The following is a 17,477-nucleotide window of genomic DNA, read 5'->3' as shown; positions in this document are numbered from 1 at the left end:
CCTTTCTAGAACAAGGTTCGGGAGCGTGGATGACGAAGTTCGACGAGGCGACAGCGGCCATCAGGGTGGACGAGACCACCTACGACGTGTGCCTCGACACCGGATACTCGATCGGCGGCCCCCTCAACGGCGGTTACCTGATGGCCGTGCTGCTGCGCGCGGTCGTGGACGCCTCTCCCCACGAGCATCCGGTGACCACGGGTGTCCAGTTCCTGCGCGCGGCCGGGCCCGGTCCCGCGCAGGTGCGCCTGGAGCAGGTCAAGACCGGCCGCACCGCCACGATGACCCGGGCGACCCTGGTCCAGGACGGCAAGTCCTTCATCGAGGGGCTCGTCACGACCGCGACCCTCGGTGACGCCGCGCCCGACTGGACGGACGAGCCCTCGGTGGCGATGCCGCCGATCGAGCGGTGCGTCTCGCTGCCCGCTCCCAAGGCTGAGTCGAACATGACGCTCAACGCCCAGATGGAGCTGGTCTTCGACCCTCCCACCATCGGCTGGCTCGACGGCAGGCCCACCGGCAGGCCCGAGGCCCGCGCCTACTTCCGGCTGGCCGAGCCGCAGGACCCCGACCCGTACGTGCTGGCGCTGGCCGTGGACGCCCTCCCGCCGGTGGTCTTCTCCGCAGGAGAGCGAGGCTGGGCGCCCACGGTCGACCTCACCTGGCACCTGCGCGCCCTGCCGGCCCCCGGCTGGCTCACCCTCATCGCCGGAGGCCGTCTGATCAGCGACGGCTGGTTCGACGAGGACGTCGAGGTCTGGGACTCCGCCGGACGCCTGGTCGCCCAGTCCCGCCAGCTGGCCCGCGTCGGGCGGGGCTGACGTCCTGGTCGCGTCCCACGGACGACCCCTGGCGTCCGCGGGGCGCCGCAGGGCTCGGCAGGGCGTCGTGCGGTGCCGCACCGGCAGGGCGTCGTGCCGTGCCGTAGGACTGGCAGGGCGTCGTGCCGTGCCGTAGGACTGGCAGGACTTCGTGCGGCGCCGTGGTCCCCGGCAGGACTTCGTGCGGCCAGATGTTACGAAAAATACATGGCTGAGCTGGTAATCGGCGTTGTGAGGATTCTTACCGTGATCGATCGTCCCAGGTCGCCTAGCCTTGGGAACTGTGTCGCAAGCGAGCATTGGAATCTTTGACAGTGGTGTCGGTGGTCTCACGGTGGCCCGGGCGATCATCGACCAGTTGCCCAACGAGTCGATCCTCTACGTGGCGGACACGGCGAGGCAGCCGTACGGCCCCAAGAGCATCGCGCAGGTCCGCGCCTACGCGCTGGAGGTGATGGACCACCTCGTCGAGCACGACGTCAAGATGCTGGTGATCGCGTGCAACAGTGCCAGCGCGGCCGTGCTCCGCGACGCCCGGGAGCGTTACGACGTCCCGGTCGTCGAGGTGATCCAGCCCGCGACGCGCCGTGCCGTGCAGGCCACCCGCAACGGCAGGGTCGGGGTGATCGGGACCAGGGCCACGATCGCGTCGATGGCGTACCAGGACGCGTTCGCCGCGGCTCCCGACGTCCGGCTGACCGGGGTGGCGGCGCCGCGCCTGGTGGAGTTCGTCGAGCGGGGGGAGACGATGAGCGACGAGCTCATCGACGTCATCCGCGCATACCTGGCGCCGGTGCTCGCCGACCGGTGCGACACGCTGATCCTGGGATGTACGCACTACCCGCTCCTCGCCGGGCCGATCTCCTATGTGGTGGGAGACGGCGTCACGCTGGTGTCCAGCGCCGACGAGACGGCCAAGGACGTCTACCGCGTCCTGCACGACCGGAGCCTGGCCGCCGTAGGGGGCGCGCCCAGGCACCGTTTCCGCGCCACCGGCGACGCGGGCCTCTTCGCCGACCTCGGACGACGGTTCCTCGGGCCGGAGATCCAGGCGGTCGAAGTGGCGGTAGTAGGGGATGTCCCGCACAACGGGCATCGCGTGTGACGGTGCTCAGGCGCTCCGTAGGGGGAGCAGCCGGGAGTGGCGGACGAAGGGGGGCGGATACCGGCCACCGGCGCCCGCGCCGTGACACGCGGCGCCGCACAGTAACCGTAGGAGGCCGCCGTGAAATTGACGATCATTGGATGCTCGGGGAGTTTCCCCGGGCCTGACAGCCCTTCTTCCTGCTATCTGCTGGAGGCGGAGGGGTTCCGCATGCTGCTCGACTTCGGGAACGGCGCGCTCGGCGCGCTCCAGAAGCACATAGGCCTGTACGACGTGGACGCGATATGCCTGTCGCACCTGCACGCCGACCACTGCCTCGACATGTGCCCGTACCACGTGGTCCGCACCTATTCTCCGCAGGGCCCGCTGCCCCGGATACCGGTGTACGCGCCCGCCGACGCGCGCAGGCGGCTGAACTCCGCCTACGCGATGCCGGACGAGCCGCCGCTCGACACGGCCTTCGACTTCGTGGGGCTGACGCCGGGGACGTTCGAGGTCGGCCCGTTCGAGGTGACGGCCGCGCTGGTGAACCACCCCGTGGAGACCTACGGGTTCAGGGTCTCGCACGGCGGGCGCTCGGTGGCCTACTCCGGCGACACCGGTGAGAGCGCCGAACTCGTCAAGCTCGCCTCGGGGGTCGACGTGCTCCTGTGCGAGGCGTCACACATCGACAAGCCGGGCCTGCCCGCCGGTCTGCACCTGAACGGCCGCCAGGCGGCCGAGCACGCGGCCAAGGCGGACGTGGACACCCTGGTACTCACCCATCTGGTGCCCTGGAACGACCGCGACCGCGTCCTGGAGGACGCCTCCCGCGGCGGGTTCGGCGGGCGCATGGAACTCGCACGGAGCGGGGTCCGGTATGACCTAGGGTGAGTTTCATGGCTCGCGCAGATGGACGTTCTTCCGATCAACTCCGCCCCGTCACCATCACCCGCGGCTGGCTCGCGCACGCCGAGGGTTCGGTGCTCGTCGAGTTCGGCGGCACCAAGGTGCTCTGTGCCGCCTCCGTGCAGGACAGCGTGCCGCGCTGGCGCCGGGGCAGCGGTCAGGGCTGGATCACGGCCGAGTACGCCATGCTGCCCCGCGCCACGAACACCCGCAACGACCGCGAGTCGGTCCGCGGCAAGATCGGCGGCCGTACGCACGAGATCTCCCGTCTGATCGGCCGCTCCCTGCGCGCCTGCGTCGACTACAAGACGCTGGGCGAGAACTCGATCGTCATCGACTGCGACGTGCTCCAGGCCGACGGCGGCACCCGCACCGCCGCCATCACCGGGGCGTACGTGGCACTGGTCGACGCGGTCGCGTGGATGCGCAAGCGCAAGATGTGCGGCGGAGACCCGTTGATCGACTCGGTCGCGGCCGTCTCCGTCGGCGTCGTCGGCTCCACGGCGTTGCTCGACCTCTGCTACACCGAGGACGTCGCCGCCGAGACGGACATGAACGTGGTGATGACCGGCTCCGGCGAGTTCGTCGAGGTCCAGGGCACCGCCGAGGGCAAGCCGTTCAACCGCGCCGCCCTCGACGAGCTGCTCGACCTGGGCGCGGCCGGGTGCGCCGAGCTCACTCGGCTCCAGCGGGAGGCACTGGCATGAGCGGGTCCGGTGCGAACGGGTCCGGTCCGGCCGGGTCCGGCGTGAACGAGGCCGGAACGGCCGGGTCCGGCGTGAACCGGGCACGCGTGGTCCTCGCCACCCGGAACGGCGGGAAGATCGCCGAGCTGCGCCGGATCCTGGCCGACGCCTCGATCCCGGTGGAGATCGTCGGGCTCGAGGAGTTCCCCGAGATCGGCGACGTCGCCGAGACCGGCCTGACCTTCGCGGAGAACGCCCTGCTCAAGGCGCACGCGGTCGCCCAGCAGTCCGGCCTGCCCGCGATCGCCGACGACTCCGGCCTCTGCGTCGACGCCCTGAACGGCATGCCCGGCATCTTCTCCGCCCGCTGGTCGGGAAGGCACGGCGACGACCGGGCCAACCTTGACCTGCTGCTCGCGCAGGTCTCCGACGTGCCCGAGGGGCACCGGGGCGCGCACTTCGCGTGCGCGGCGGCGCTGGCACTCCCGTCGGGGGAGGAGCGGGTGACCGAGGGGGCGCTGCACGGCGTGATCATCGACGCTCCGCGCGGCAGCGGCGGTTTCGGCTACGACCCGATCCTCGTCCCCGAGGGCGAGACCCGGACCACCGCCGAGCTGTCCGCGGCGGAGAAGGACGCCATCAGCCACCGTGGCCGCGCCTTCCGCGCGCTGGCCCCGATCATCGCCGAAGTGATCGCCTGAGGATGCCGGTGGATCGCCGGACGGTGCTCGCGGGTGGCCGGGGGCGCCCGCGATAGGCGCGGGACGGCACCTGTAATCGGCGCGTAAGAACCTTCGGTCCTGTATGGGCGTAGCGTCGGGGTATGCAGAGCAACAGGCGCATGCCTTCCTGGGCTTCGGCGCTGATCGGCCTGGTGTCCGGTGCGGTCGCGGTGGGGGTGTCACTGCTCGTCGCGGGCCTGGTGAAACCCGCGGCCTTCCCGGTCGTCGCGGTCGGTAACTCTGTTGTCGACCTCACCCCGGCCCCGCTCAAGGAGTGGGCGATCCGCACCTTCGGCGAGAGCGACAAGACCGTGTTGCTCGCCGGGATCCTGCTGATCCTGGCCGCGATCGCCGCCTGGCTGGGAAGGGTCGCCGTCCGCGACCTCCGGTACGGGGTGGCGGGGCTGGCCGTGTTCGGCCTCATCGGTGTCGTCGCCGTGCTGGCCCGCCCCGGCTCCGGGCCGATGGACGTCGTCCCGACGCTGGCCGGGGTCGGCGCCGCCATGCTCGTCCTGCGATGGCTCGTCCGCCGGGCCCTCGTACCCGACGAGGCCTGGGCCGGGCCGTACAGAGGAGTGTCCGGTTGCGCCGGTGCCGTGAGCGCGGCGGGGACCGCGCACGACACCGGGCCGACGCGCCTGCGACTGGTCACGCCCGAGGCCCCGCCGGAGGCCGGGGAGCATCCCGAGCCGTCGACGCCGTCCGTCATGCGGGCGGGGAACGACCTGCGCGCCTTCGACCGCCGGGGCCTGCTGACCGGCGCGGTCGGCGGCGTGGCCCTCGCCGGGGTGGCGGGACTGGCCGGGCGCGCGTTCTCGGGGCGGGCCGAGGTGAGCGCGGCGCGCGGCTCCGTCACGCTGCCCCGGCCCGCGAAACCCCTCCCCGCGCTGCCCGCCGGGGTCGACCTGAGGATCAAGGGACTGTCGCCGTTCGTCACCCCCAACAGCGACTTCTACCGGGTCGACACCGCCCTGGTGGTCCCCCAGGTCGACCCGCGCGACTGGACCCTCACCATCCACGGCATGGTCGACAGGCCCGTGGAGCTCACCTTCGCCGACCTGATGAAACGCGCCGTGGTCGAGGCCGACGTCACGCTGTGCTGCGTCTCCAACGAGGTCGGCGGCCCCTACATCGGCAACGCCCGCTGGCTGGGCGTCAGCCTGGCCGGGGTGCTGCGCGACGCGGGGGTCCAGAAGGACGCGGACATGCTGCTCAGCACCTCCGCCGACGGCTGGACCGCGGGAACCCCGGTCGACGTCGTCATGGACGGCCGCGACGCCCTGCTGGCCTTCGGCATGAACGGCCGGCCGCTCCCCGTGGACCACGGCTTCCCGGTCCGCCAGGTCGTCCCCGGGCTCTACGGCTACGTCTCGGCCACCAAGTGGGTCACCGACATCAAGGTCACCCGCTTCGACCGGGACGAGGCCTACTGGACCCCCAGGGGCTGGTCGGCCAAGGGCCCGATCAAGACCGAGTCGCGCATCGACCTGCCCAGGGACGGCGCGACCGTCCCGGCGGGCAAGACCGTCGTCGCGGGCGTCGCCTGGGCCCAGCACAAGGGCGTGGACGCGGTCGAGGTCCGAGTCGACCGGGGCCAGTGGCGCCAGGCGCGCCTCGCCGAGGCCCCCACCGCCGACACCTGGCGCCAGTGGGTCCTCGACGACTGGGACGCCACCCCCGGCAGCCACACCATCGAGGTCCGCGCCACCGACGCCACCGGCTACACCCAGACCGGCGACCGCGTCCCCATCGCCCCGGACGGCGCCACCGGCTGGCACACCATCACCGTCGAGGTCGCCTGACCCGGGCCGTGATCTCGTACCCCGCGCAGTCCGCGGCCGATGCGGGGGAATCGTGTTCCGGCCTGTGCGGGACGGCCTCCAGCGGACCAGGCGACGGATCAGGCGGTGGACCGGGCGGCGGACCGGGTGAACGGCGCGGCCTTGCCGCGGATCGGCGCCCGGCTGAGGTTCGTCTAGGGCTTGCGGGCCAGACCGCCGTAATAGGTGTGGTACAGAAGGGCGTTCTTGACGAAGAAGCTCGGCTCGTCACGCCACTCGGGGAGCGGGACGAGGCCCGGTTCGACCAGCTCGAAGTCGCCGAAGTACTCCGTGATCTCGTCCGTGGTGCGCCAGCGGCCGGTGCCGAGGTTCTCGTTGAAGAGCTTCTCGACCGTCGTGGCCTGCTGGGACGCCGCCGGATGCACCTCACCGGGATTGCAGAAGTGCGAGATCGCCACGAAGCTGCCGGACACCAGCGGGGCGCGCAGCGTGGCCGCCACTCCCGCGGGATCGTCGTGGTCGTTCAGATGGTGCAGGATGCTCAGCATCAGCAGCCCCACCGGCTCGCTGAAGTCGATGAACTTCTTGACCTGGTCGTTCTGCAGGATCGACCGTGGGTCGCGCGCGTCCGCCTGGACGACCGTCGTGCTGTTGTCGGCGGCGAGCAGCGCCCGCCCGTGGACCAGCACCATGGGGTCGTTGTCCACGTAGACCACCCGGGCCGCCGGATCGACCTCCTGCGCCACCTGGTGCACGTTGCCCAAAGTGGGCAGGCCCGACCCGATGTCGATGAACTGCCTGACCCCTGCCTCGGCCGCCATGTGGTGCACGACCCGCTGCAGGAAGGCGCGGTTCTGCTGCGCGGCCTCCGGGGCTCCCGGGGAGATCTTCAGGGCCGCCTCGGCGACCTGCCGGTCGATGGCGAAATTGTCCTTCCCGCCCAGAAACCAGTCGTAGACCCTCGCGATGCTGGGCTTCGTCGTGTCGATCTCCGCAGGAAGCCGATCCTTGTTCAGCATCGCCTCGTTCCAATCCTCGCCGCGCTCGGACACCTCGCCACCTTCGTTCCGATCGGGGCCCCGCTTGATCGCGGGGAACTGGGCAGATAATAACCCTGAATATCGGGAGAAAGGGGGAAGATCTGAGCCACATTCCCGACGGTCTTTGACCTTCCGCCCAGCACGAGGCCCGTACCGCCGAACGGCCCCGAATCGCCATCCTCACCATGCGGCGGCTTCTCCGCCGCCCCATCCCAGGGCGGTCCCCGGGCTGTAAATGGTCAACTCTTCCCTGTCGTGGAGAGGGCCGCCCTACTATCTGGCTCCCAGGGGATGGTGACGGGGGAGTCGTGAACGAGTGGAGTTTGCCCGCGGGGGTCTACAACCCCGTGGTGACGGTGGACGGGCAGCGGTGGCGGGACTTCGAGCTGGAGGTCCAGGTGCCGGTCGTGGCACCGGCGCCGCGCGAGCGCGAGCGCGAGCGGGAGCGGGAGCGGATGCGCTGGGGTCCGGCGCGGCTGGACCAGTGCAGGCCGTACGGGGTGGCGGGCGGGCTGGCCAGGCCCGATCCGCAGACCGAGGAGGACATGCTGCGGGCCGTCCCCCTCACCGAGCAGGGCACCCCGCGCCGCTTCCCCGACCCGCGCGGCATGTGGATCAGGCTGATCAACGGGACGGGCCCGGCGGACGACCCGTTCCGGGCGACCAACGCGATCGACTGCGCCCTGTCGGTGCTCTCCACCTGGTACGGCACCCCCGCGGTGGCCGCGCCGCGCAGGCCCGAGTACGACCGGGTGGGCAAGCCGCTGCTCAGTGGCGAGGCCGGGGGAGTGGCCAGGGCGGAGCGGTGGCTGGGGCAGCGCTTCCAGTACGTGGGACAGGGCCGTCACTCCTACCTCCCGATCGCGCAGGCGCTGCTGGCCGGGGGGCACGGCTCCTCCGCGGTCATCATCAACCGCTGGCCGGCCGGGGGCAGCCACGCGTGGAACGCGGTGAACTTCGACGGCGAGGTGATCTGGATCGACGCGCAGCGGGGCCACATGGCGGTGGAGCCGCCGTACGAGTCGGTGACCGGCGTGTTCTGCGTCGTGATCGACAGGGAGGGGCGGCGGCTGTGACGCCTTCCCCGGTGCCCTTCCCGATCCCGGCGCCTTCCCCCGCGCCGGCGGGTTTCCGCGAGACGAGCGAGACGAGCGAGACGAGGAGAACAGGGTGAACCCGGACCAGGCGAGGGCGGTGGCGGAGGAGTACTTCAACGGGGTCCGCGGCCCCGGCTCCGCCGTCGAGATCAGGATCTACGCCTTCAACGAGGGTTATGTCGCCTGGTCGAACGAGCCCGAGTCCGACGATCCCAGCGTGCTGCCCGACACCGTCGGCTCCGGGTGCGTGGTGATCGACAGGGCCACCGGCGAGATCGTCATCCGGCCGCTGCTCAACCCCGAGACCGTGGCCGAGCAGTGGCCGGGACGCCGCCCCCGATAGCGAGACGTCCCGGCCGCCGCACTCAGCCGCTCGCGAGCGCGCCGACGACCGAGGCGCGGGCCGCGCGCCGGGCGGGCAGGACCGCGGCGACCACCCCGGCCAGGCCGGACAGGGCCACGAACGACAGGATCTGCGGCACCGGCAGCTGGAAGATGACGTTGTCGGTCATCGTCTGCGCGGCGGCCCAGCCGAACGCGACGCCCAGCACCACGCCGACCAGCGCGCCGATGAGGCCCAGGACCAGCGCCTCGACCGAGAGCATCCGCCGCAGCTGGGGCCGGGTCAGGCCGAGCGCCCGCAGCAGCGCGGACTCGCGGGTGCGCTCGTGGACCGACAGGGAGAGCGTGTTGGCGATGCCCAGCAGGGAGATGAGCACCGCCAGGCCGAGCAGCCCCGTGATGATCATCAGCATCATGTCGAGCGCCTCGTCGAACTGGCCCCGCATCGCCGTGGAGCTGGCGACCTTCGCCGTCGGGTACGGCTCCGTCGCCGCCTCGACCGCCGCGAGCGCCCGGTCCGGGTTCACGCCGTCCCGATTCTTGATCATCACCCGGTTGTCGCCGACCTCACCGAAGTAGCGGTCGAAATCCCGCTCCGGCACCGTCAGGCTGGCGAGGCTCGCGTCGATGTCGGAGAGACCCACGATCGTCAGGCCGACCGCGCCCGCCTTCGCCGTCCGTACGGTGATCCGGTCGCCGACCCCCAGCTTGAGCCGTTCGGCGACGCGCTCGGCGACGAGCGCGGTCCCCGGCCCGAGCCGGTCGAGCGAGCCCGCGTCGAGCGGCGGGTCGAAGCCCGGGGCCGGGGTGAAGGTCCCCACGTCGTACCTCGCGGTCCCGGTCGCGAGCCTGGCGGTGGTCTCGCGGAAGGCGATGACCGAGGCCAGCTCGGGACTGCTCCGGAGGTTCTCGGCGATCGCACGGGGCAGGCCCGCGTCGCGCTCCTGGGTCTGCACCATGTAGTCGAAGGGGAACTGCTCGTCGAGCTGCTGGGTGTACGTCACCCGCACGGTGCCGGTGACGACGGAGATGACCGTCATGAGCGTCACGCCCACGGTGAGCGCCACGGTGGTGGTCGCCGACCGCTTCGGGTTGCGCCGGGAGTTGTCCACGGCCAGCCTGCCGGGCACGCCGAAGATCCTGGCGGGCACCCACCCCGCGAACGCGGACAGCGGCCTGACGATCACCGGCCCGAGGACCAGCACCGTGAGGAAGACGAGCGAGCAACCGGCCATGACCACCACGAGGGCGGTCTCACCGGGCTTCATGGACATCCCGGCCACCGTGGTGCCCACGCCCGCGACCAGGAACAGCCCCGCGAAGATCATCCGTACCAGGCCGGTCCTGAAGGTCTGCTCCTCGGCCTGCGAGCGCAGCGCCGCGATCGGCGCCACCCGCGTCGCCGCCCGCGCGGGCAGCAGCGCCGCGACGACCGTGACCGTCAGGCCGATGACCAGGCCCAGGACGATGGTGCGCGGCGCCAGGGTGACGGCGGCGTCCAAGGGCATCGGCGCGTCGAACATCGCGAGCACGGCGAGCGCCCCCGCGCCCAGGCCGTAGCCGAGCAGCAGGCCGAGCACCGACGACAGCAGGCCGACCACGGCCGACTCCAGCACGATCGACCCGAAGACCTGCCCGCGCGTCGCCCCGATGCACCGCAGCAGCGCCATCTCGCGGGTCCGCTGGGCCACCAGGATGTTGAAGGTGTTGTAGATGACCAGCGCGGCCACGAACATCGCCACCACGCCGAACAGCAGCAGGCCCAGCATCAGGAAGTCGCCGTTGGCGCCGTTGGACCTGGCCAGGTCCGCCGCGTACCGCTCACCGGTCCTGACCTCGTGACCCGCGCCCACGGCCGAGGCGACCGAGCCGCGCAGCGCCTCCTGGGTGACGCCCTCGGCGGCGGCGACGTCGACCTCCCGGTACCCCTTCTGCCCGGTCATCTTCCTGGCCGTGTCCGTGGTGTAGCCGACCGCGCCGAAGTATCCGAGCTCCTGGTCCAGGCCGATGTCGAACAGGCCCACCAGCGTGAACTCGTGCCGGACGTTCTTCGCGTCGAGCACCGCGATGACGTCGCCGAGCCTGAAGCCCCGGGTCCTGGCGGTGTCCTCGTCGAGCACGGCCTGCGTCGCGGTCCTGGGGGCCGCACCGCTCACGATCGAGGTACGGTTCAGGTCGCCCTCGGGCAGGGAGATCCCCGCGGTGGGGAAGTCGCCGGCCGCCTTGCCGTCCTTGCCGAGCAGGGCGGACGTGCCCCGCACCAGCCCCTGGGCGTCGGCCACGCCGTCCACGGCGCGCACCTTCTCCAGCGTCGCCTCGGAGACGGGCGGCGTCTCGTCGCCGTTCCCCCCGGACAGGGGGGTCACGGCGACGTCGATCCGGTCGGCCGCCGCCGCGAACTTCTGGGTGAAGCCCGCCTCGATGGTGTCGGTCAGCACGAACGTCCCCGCGATGAAGCCCACCCCCAGCGCGATCGCCAGCGACGTCAGCACCAGCCGCAGCCGGTGCGCCCGCAACCCGGCCAGCGTCGTCCTCAGCACCTCACGCCTCCAGCTTCATCAGCGTGTCCAGCACCGACTGCGGCGTCGGCCCGGTCAGCTCGCTGACCACCAGGCCGTCGCGGAGGAAGACCACGCGGTCGGCGTACGAGGCCGCCACCGGGTCGTGGGTGACCATCACGATCGTCTGGTCGAGCTCGCGCACCGACGTCCGCAGGAAGGACAGCACCTCGGCGCCGCTGCGCGAGTCCAGGTTGCCGGTGGGCTCGTCGGCGAAGATGACCTGAGGCCTGCTGATCAGGGCGCGGGCGACCGCGACGCGCTGCTGCTGGCCGCCCGACAGCTCCGACGGCCGGTGACCCAGCCGGTCGCGCAGGCCCACGGTCTCCACGACCAGGTCGAACAGCGCGGGATCGGCGAGCCGCCCGGAGATCTCCAGCGGGAGCCGGATGTTCTGCTCGGCCGTCAGCGTCGGCAGCAGGTTGAACGCCTGGAAGACGAAGCCGATCCGCTCGCGGCGGAGCATGGTGAGCTGCCTGTCGTTGAGCCCGGTCAGCTCCACGTCCCCGATGCGCACCTGACCGCCGCTCACCGTGTCCAGCCCGGCCAGGCAGTGCATCAGCGTGGACTTCCCCGACCCCGAGGGGCCCATGATCGCGGTGAAGGCGCCCGTCGAGAAGGAGACGTCCACCCCTCGCAGCGCGTGCACGGCGGTGTCCCCCCGGCCGTACACCTTGGTGAGACCTCTGGCCGTCACGGCCGGCGCCGCGCTTCCCCGCGCGTCCCACGCGCCGACCTCTCCGGTGATGGTCACGGCAGCTCTCCTTCAACAACGTATGGCGTTATGACGGACCAAACGTTATTGACGGGGAAAGAGGGATCCATCAGGCGTTAGGCCTGACTTGCGGCGCGGCGGAGGGGGTCCGGAGAAGGACAGGCGCGACCTCCGCCGTAGCACGGGCCTCGGCCATTCGGCCGAGGCGACGCTACCTTCGCGGATATTTGATCTTGAGGCTGCCTATGCCGACCTTGCCGGTGACACGCAGCACCGGCGCGTCCGGACGGCCCGGGTCGGTGGCCTTGTTGCTGATCGTGCCCATGTTCGTCGTCACCGATTCGATCCACACCGTCCACCCGCGCGGCACGATCACCAGGATGCTGCCCATCCCGCAGGTCGCCTCCAGCAGCACCTCGCGATGCGAGCACACCGCCTCGGTGAAGTCGATCTTCACGTTGCCCGAGGTGCAACTCGCCACGATGCGCCCGGGCACCACCCAGTAGTCCTTCTGGTGGACCTGCCCGCTCTTCGTCCGCAACTCCAGGACCCTGCCGACATCGCCCGGCACGGCGAGTGTCCCGTCGGTCCGCGGCAGGTCGGCGGTGAGGGCCCTCAGGTCGTCGTACGTCCTGGCGGCCTGAGTCCGCTCGATCCGCTCCTCCAGCTCCTCCAGGGTGAGCCGCCCGTCTCCGGCGGCCACGCGCAGCTGTTCGATAACCACGTCCCGGTCGGCGTGCGACGCGCGAAGCCGACCGTCAGGATGCGTCATAAGATCATGCTAGTCGGCCGAATGCGGGGTTACGATCCCTGATTCATAGGCGTACACGACGACCTGCGCCCGATCTCTCAGGCTCAGCTTGGCCAGTATCCGGCCCAGGTGCGTCTTGACCGTCGCCTCCGCCAGCTCCAGCCGACCGGCGATCTCCATGTTCGACAACCCCCTGGCCACCAGCACCAGCACCTCCCGCTCCCGCGCGGTCAACCCGGACAGCACCGCGGGCTCGGCCGCCCCCGCCGAGGGAAGATGCACCGCGAAACGCTCCAGCAAACGCCGCGTCGTGCTCGGAGCCACCACCGCGTCCCCGCTGTGCACCGACTGGATCGCGCTCACCAGATCGGCGGGCGGCACATCCTTCAGCAGGAACCCCGACGCACCCGCCTTCAACGCCGCGAACGCGTACTCGTCCAGATCGAACGTGGTCAGGATCAGCACCCGAGGCCCGCCGGCCGCCGAACGGATCAGCCGCGTCGCCTCCACCCCGTCCATGACCGGCATCCGCACGTCCATCAGCACCACGTCGACGGCGACCGTCCGCACCGTCTCCACCGCGGCCGCCCCGTTACCCGCCTCCGCGACGACCTCGATCCCGGGATGGGCACTGAGAACCATCCGGAAACCGGTGCGCAACAACTCCTGATCGTCGACCAGCATCACCCGGATCACCTGGTCACCCACCGCGCGCTCCGTCAAGCCGCCCGACCCGCCCCGGTGTCGCCGATCGGCAACCGCGCCACCACCTGGAACCCGCCACCCGGAACGGGCCGTGCTTCCACGCTCCCGCCGAACAGCGCGACCCGCTCCCGCATGCCGACCAGGCCGTGCCCGCCCTCACGCTCCGGCGTCGCGGCCCCGCGACCGTCGTCGGTCACCCGCAAGAGCAGCTCCCGCACGCCGTACTCCATCTCGACCGTGGCCCTGCTGTCCGGACCGCCATGCTTGAGGGTATTGGTGAGGGCCTCCTGCACGATCCGGTAAACCGTCAGCTGCTCCCCCTCGGGAAGCTCCCGGGGAACGCCGGACACCCGCAACTCCACCGGCAACCCCGACTCCCGCACCTGCGCCACCAGACCGTCCAGCTGCGACAGGCCCGGCTGCGGAGCGTACTCCTCCTGGACACCGTCGGCCCGCAACACGCCCACCATCCGCCGCATCTCCGCCAGCGCCCTGCGCCCCGTGGCCGAGACCGCCTGCATCGCCCTGCGCGCCTGCTCGGGATCGCTGTCGATCGCATACCCCGCCCCGTCGGCCTGAACGATGATCACACTCACGTTGTGCGCGACCACGTCGTGCAGCTCACGGGCGATCCGGGCCCGCTCCGCCGCCGCCGCCAGCCTGGCCTGCTGATCGCGCTCCCGCTCGGCCCGCTCGGCCCGCTCCTCCAGACCCTCCAGGTAACGACGGCGGGTGTTCGCGTAGATCCCCGCCATCCAGATCGCGACCGCGAACGCCGAGGCCGTGGCGAACGCACTCAGGTCAAGGCCCTGAGGCACCCGCCCGAACACCAGGAGCAACCCCAGCTCCACCACCAGACCCGCCCCCACCGCCCAGCGCAACGGGCGCCGCGACGCCACCTCGTACATGGCGACGAGCACAGAGAGGTTGAAGACCAGAGGTTGCACCCCGAGAAGCCACTGGAGGAAGGAAGCCAGCGCGATGATCGCGAAGACCGCGACGGGACGCTCGCGCAGCCAGAACAGCGGCACGAACAACAGCAGCGTCAACCCCGCGAACCCCCACGGCCCAAGCCTCTCCGCCCCCCAGGCCGCCAGGTCGATCCCGACGGTCCAGACGTTGAGCAGCGAGACCAGCAGGAACGGAGCCAGCCACAGGGCATCCGTGATCCTGGGATGGCGCCCGCTCCAGGCGCGTAGTCTGCCGAACACATCACCACGATACGTATGCGCAGATCAGCGCCCTTCCCCCTCAAGGGGGAGCCCGGTGTACGACTCAGGTCGCACATCGAGCCGCACAGGCGGCACGGCTTACGCGGCCTTTACGGTCTCTGGGGCACCATGGTTTCCGGGAGCGCCCTCTGGGGTGAGTAAAGGGAGATAGTTTGTGGTGATCAATCACAACGACGCCGGGTCGCGCGGCCCCGAAGACGGGCCGCGCGACCTGACGTTTTCCTTCCGCCGCGCCGAATAGCCGCAATACCGGACGGCCGCTGCCCCGCCCGCTCGGATGCTTCGGTGACCTCACCCGGTCACCCGCGCGGATTCCCGGAGGTTTTCCCGTCCAGGGGTGGACATCGTGCGGTCCCGGGCGAGACCGAACCCTACGCGGGCGACCCGCCGGAGCCACCCCGCACGGCGCGGCCGGGCGAACCCGTCTCACCGCTCTCGCCCATCTCGACGGACGCGGCGGCGCGCTCCTCTTCGAGAACGGAGTCGCGCAGCAACTGAATGGCCCTGCGTATGACCGCGGACCTCGACGCGAAGCGTTTTTCGCTCCGGCAGTATTCTATGAAGAATGAATCCTGGGCCGATATCGTTACGCTGGTGTCTATCGACTTTATGTCGGCCGGGCGATTTTGAATTGTTTTGTAGGGCCGCCGGGATTCGAACCCGGACTGTCACGGACCTAAACCGTGCGTCTCTGCCTTTGGACTACGGCCCCTTGATTTTCCTGCGAAATTCTCTGTCTGTGAATGGCAGTTCGGACAGAGAAAGCGCAGATTTTCTTTTCGATTATCCAGTCAGTTGCCATTGATGTGGTCAACGTGAAGTATCAATGTCTGGCCTTGCCAGACGTCCCCGATCCTACATCCCGCGCAGTGGTACGGCACCCCGATTGCGATCATGCTGCGCCTGAGCTGCCTTGGATGTGGGCGAGAGCTGCCCTCTGGTCGTACGGTCAGGGCCTGTTCCGGGCCGCGTCGCCTCGGTGAGGACTGTCCTCGCTGATGTGCCTGACCGAGGAAGTGGGACGTGTCGATTCCGAAGCGCTTCAGCTGGCGGCTGATGTGGGTGTAATTGCCGCCCGCGATGGTGATGCCGAGGCGGCGGAGGACGTCGGCGATGCTGAGGGAGTCGGCTGCGGCCTCCGCCAGCATTTCGGGGGTGTATTTGTATTTGATGGGCACGCCCCAAGCCTAGGCAATGGGACTGACAATTCTTGGGGCATGCTCACGTCGTATTAAATGGTGAAAAAACGGGTTTTAGTCGATGCCGAGTTCGCGGCGGAGGCGGGCCACGTGGCCGGTCGCCTTCACGTTGTAGAGAGCCTTCTCGATCTTTCCGTCGGCGTCGATGACGAAGGTGGAGCGGATGACCCCGACGGTCGTCTTGCCGTACATCATCTTCTCCCCGTACACGTCGTAGGCCTTGTGGACCTCGAGGGAGGGGTCGGACAGGAGGGGGAAGGTCAGGGCCTCGTGCTCGGCGAACTTGGCGAGCTTGGCCGGGCTGTCCTTCGAGACGCCGAGCACGGCGAATCCGGCCGCGGTCAGCGAGGCGAGGCTGTCGCGGAAGTCGCAGGCCTGCTTGGTGCAGCCCGGGGTCATCGCGGCCGGGTAGAAGTAGAGGATGACGCGCTTACCGCGGTGTGTCTCCAGCGACACGGTGGTGCCGTCGGCGGCGGGAAGCGTGAAGTCCGGGGCGGCGTCGCCCGGCTCGAGTTTCATGGTGGTCCTCCGAGGAATGGTTCCCCGATCAACTTACCGGCCTGTCCGAAGTGCCGTGGGCGGGCAGGACCTGACAGACTGATCAATGTCAAGGAGTAGGGGAGGAGCGCCATGGCGGACACCGATCCCGCGGAGTTGGAGCGGCAGATCGAGCGCACGCGCGCGGAGTTGGCTCAGACGGTGGACGCCATCGCGGACCGGGTGAGCCCCAAGCGGGTCGCGGTACGCGGTGTGGCCAAGGTCAGGGCGAACGCGGAGCATCTCGTCGCCCAGGTCGGTGACATGGTGGGCGTGGCGGGACCGAAGCCGGTCAAGCTCGCCGGCGAGCCCGAGGATCTGTGGGCGGACGACCGGCCGGACCTGGCGCCGATCCTGATCGGGGTGGGGGCGGTGCTGGCGTTCGGCGCGGTGGTCGTGCTGTGGCGGCGCCGGCGTCGCTGACCATCGCTGACCGGGGGTTCCGGTGTCGCCGGCGACCGGTCGGCGGCCCCGAATTGAGTAGGGGTTTACTCATGTGACCTTTTTCCCGCTCGCGGAACATCGCGGGTAGGTGAAAGGGAGGGGTAAATCCATGAAAAACATCATTCGCGCCGCGATCGCGGTGGTGGCGACCACGGGCCTCGTGCTGACGGTGGCTCCGGCCGCCTTCGCCGCGACACCGGCCTCCGCCTCGTCCGCGTCGGCTGTGTCCTCGTCGTCCTCGTCGTCCTCGTCGTCCTCTGCGTCCTCGGCGCGCGACTTCGACGACAGCTTCGAGCAGGAGTCCAGGAACGGCCTGGCCACGCTGGAGGCCAGGTACTCGGTCAGGGGCGACGAGGAGGACGACAACACGTTCAGGCTGCGGGGCGAGCTGTACGACGGCGACAGGCGCACCTTCCGCCAGGGCGGTCGCTGCGCCTACGTCGAGGTCCAGGTCGTCCCGTCCGGCGACGAGGACTGGGACGTCGCCAAGCGCGACAGGCTGTGCAGCTACGACGACACCAAGCGCTTCCGCGTCACGGAGCACGACGTCAGCGAGGTGCGGGTCAAGACCTGCCAGGTCAAGTTCCGGAGCTGGTCGACCCACAGGTGCAGCAGGTGGGAAGAGCTCGACCTGGGCTTCTGAAATCCCCCCGAGATCCCCCTGAGATTCCTCGGGAGCGCGGTCTCTCCGGGCGCGGAGCACCGGGGGCCGTAGTGCCCGGGGAGGCCGAGGTGCGGCAGGAACGGGCACCCGTCGCCGGAGCGGCGGGTGCCCGTTCCTCGTGCCGGGGTCCGCTCCCGTGTTCCGGACAATGCCGGGTTCGGAAGGGACGCCGCTCTGCCGGAGTTCCAGC

18 protein-coding genes and 1 tRNA gene are annotated in these 17,477 nt (G+C 70.3%); 10 read left to right on the top strand and 9 right to left on the bottom strand.

Annotated features, from left to right (window positions below; all coding sequences use genetic code 11):
* The first annotated feature begins 29 nt into the window (after positions 1-29).
* From ACTOQ2_RS06040 to ACTOQ2_RS06015, 6 genes are all read left to right on the top strand, one after another.
* Entirely contained in the window at positions 30-821 is a 792-nt protein-coding gene (locus ACTOQ2_RS06040) for a thioesterase family protein (RefSeq protein ID WP_440071790.1), read from the top strand.
* Positions 822-1,104: 283 nt separating this feature from the next.
* Complete coding sequence (murI, locus tag ACTOQ2_RS06035; RefSeq protein ID WP_440098735.1) at positions 1,105-1,926, top strand: glutamate racemase; 822 nt, start codon at positions 1,105-1,107, stop codon at positions 1,924-1,926.
* Between the two features lie 120 nt (positions 1,927-2,046).
* Positions 2,047-2,799, top strand: coding sequence for an MBL fold metallo-hydrolase (locus ACTOQ2_RS06030; RefSeq protein ID WP_440071788.1), 753 nt, complete (start codon positions 2,047-2,049; stop codon positions 2,797-2,799).
* A 5-nt stretch (positions 2,800-2,804) separates the two neighbouring features.
* Positions 2,805-3,521: a ribonuclease PH gene (rph, locus tag ACTOQ2_RS06025; protein WP_440098734.1), complete on the top strand. Its 717-nt coding sequence runs from the start codon at positions 2,805-2,807 to the stop codon at positions 3,519-3,521.
* Complete coding sequence (gene rdgB / locus ACTOQ2_RS06020) at positions 3,518-4,201, top strand: RdgB/HAM1 family non-canonical purine NTP pyrophosphatase (protein ID WP_440098733.1); 684 nt, start codon at positions 3,518-3,520, stop codon at positions 4,199-4,201. Before rph ends, rdgB begins: the two co-directional genes overlap by 4 nt.
* 122 nt (positions 4,202-4,323) lie before the next feature.
* Positions 4,324-6,024 (top strand): molybdopterin-dependent oxidoreductase, encoded by a 1,701-nt coding sequence (locus ACTOQ2_RS06015; protein WP_440098732.1) that lies wholly within the window; start codon positions 4,324-4,326, stop codon positions 6,022-6,024.
* A 173-nt stretch (positions 6,025-6,197) separates the two neighbouring features.
* Here ACTOQ2_RS06015 and ACTOQ2_RS06010 read toward each other — a convergent pair whose 3' ends face one another.
* Positions 6,198-7,055 (bottom strand): SAM-dependent methyltransferase, encoded by an 858-nt coding sequence (locus tag ACTOQ2_RS06010; RefSeq protein ID WP_440098731.1) that lies wholly within the window; start codon positions 7,053-7,055, stop codon positions 6,198-6,200.
* A gap of 296 nt (positions 7,056-7,351) precedes the next feature.
* Between ACTOQ2_RS06010 and ACTOQ2_RS06005 the strand changes: the two genes are divergently transcribed.
* Positions 7,352-8,119, top strand: a complete 768-nt coding sequence (locus tag ACTOQ2_RS06005) for a toxin glutamine deamidase domain-containing protein (protein WP_440098730.1) — start codon at positions 7,352-7,354, stop codon at positions 8,117-8,119.
* Between the two features lie 94 nt (positions 8,120-8,213).
* A complete protein-coding gene (locus ACTOQ2_RS06000) occupies positions 8,214-8,483 on the top strand; it encodes a hypothetical protein (protein WP_344919251.1) in 270 nt (89 codons plus the stop codon).
* 22 nt (positions 8,484-8,505) lie between these two features.
* Here ACTOQ2_RS06000 and ACTOQ2_RS05995 read toward each other — a convergent pair whose 3' ends face one another.
* The 8 genes from ACTOQ2_RS05995 to bcp all read right to left on the bottom strand — a co-directional run bounded on the left by ACTOQ2_RS05995 (position 8,506) and on the right by bcp (position 16,161).
* Complete coding sequence (locus ACTOQ2_RS05995) at positions 8,506-11,022, bottom strand: ABC transporter permease (protein ID WP_440098729.1); 2,517 nt, start codon at positions 11,020-11,022, stop codon at positions 8,506-8,508.
* 1 nt (position 11,023) lies between these two features.
* Positions 11,024-11,794, bottom strand: coding sequence for an ABC transporter ATP-binding protein (locus ACTOQ2_RS05990; RefSeq protein ID WP_440086961.1), 771 nt, complete (start codon positions 11,792-11,794; stop codon positions 11,024-11,026).
* Positions 11,795-11,966: 172 nt separating this feature from the next.
* Positions 11,967-12,527 (bottom strand): DUF1707 SHOCT-like domain-containing protein, encoded by a 561-nt coding sequence (locus ACTOQ2_RS05985; protein ID WP_440098728.1) that lies wholly within the window; start codon positions 12,525-12,527, stop codon positions 11,967-11,969.
* Between the two features lie 9 nt (positions 12,528-12,536).
* A complete protein-coding gene (locus tag ACTOQ2_RS05980; protein WP_440099072.1) occupies positions 12,537-13,202 on the bottom strand; it encodes a response regulator in 666 nt (221 codons plus the stop codon).
* Between the two features lie 23 nt (positions 13,203-13,225).
* On the bottom strand, positions 13,226-14,422 hold the full coding sequence (locus ACTOQ2_RS05975) for a sensor histidine kinase (protein WP_440098726.1): 1,197 nt from the start codon (positions 14,420-14,422) through the stop codon (positions 13,226-13,228).
* Between the two features lie 660 nt (positions 14,423-15,082).
* Positions 15,083-15,155, bottom strand: a tRNA-Leu gene (locus tag ACTOQ2_RS05970).
* Between the two features lie 79 nt (positions 15,156-15,234).
* Entirely contained in the window at positions 15,235-15,621 is a 387-nt protein-coding gene (locus ACTOQ2_RS05965; RefSeq protein ID WP_440098724.1) for a hypothetical protein, read from the bottom strand.
* Between the two features lie 75 nt (positions 15,622-15,696).
* Positions 15,697-16,161, bottom strand: coding sequence for a thioredoxin-dependent thiol peroxidase (bcp, locus tag ACTOQ2_RS05960; protein ID WP_440098722.1), 465 nt, complete (start codon positions 16,159-16,161; stop codon positions 15,697-15,699).
* Between the two features lie 111 nt (positions 16,162-16,272).
* Between bcp and ACTOQ2_RS05955 the strand changes: the two genes are divergently transcribed.
* Positions 16,273-16,602, top strand: a complete 330-nt coding sequence (locus ACTOQ2_RS05955; RefSeq protein WP_440098720.1) for a DUF3618 domain-containing protein — start codon at positions 16,273-16,275, stop codon at positions 16,600-16,602.
* 130 nt (positions 16,603-16,732) lie between these two features.
* Positions 16,733-17,266, top strand: coding sequence for a hypothetical protein (locus ACTOQ2_RS05950; protein WP_440098718.1), 534 nt, complete (start codon positions 16,733-16,735; stop codon positions 17,264-17,266).
* The last annotated feature ends 211 nt before the right edge of the window (positions 17,267-17,477 follow it).

The sequence above is a fragment of the Streptosporangium sp. H16 genome, assembly GCF_051918855.1.
Lineage (GTDB): Bacteria > Actinomycetota > Actinomycetes > Streptosporangiales > Streptosporangiaceae > Streptosporangium.
The sequence above is the reverse complement of the archived record's forward strand: the minus strand, read 5'-3'. Positions and strand labels throughout refer to the sequence as shown.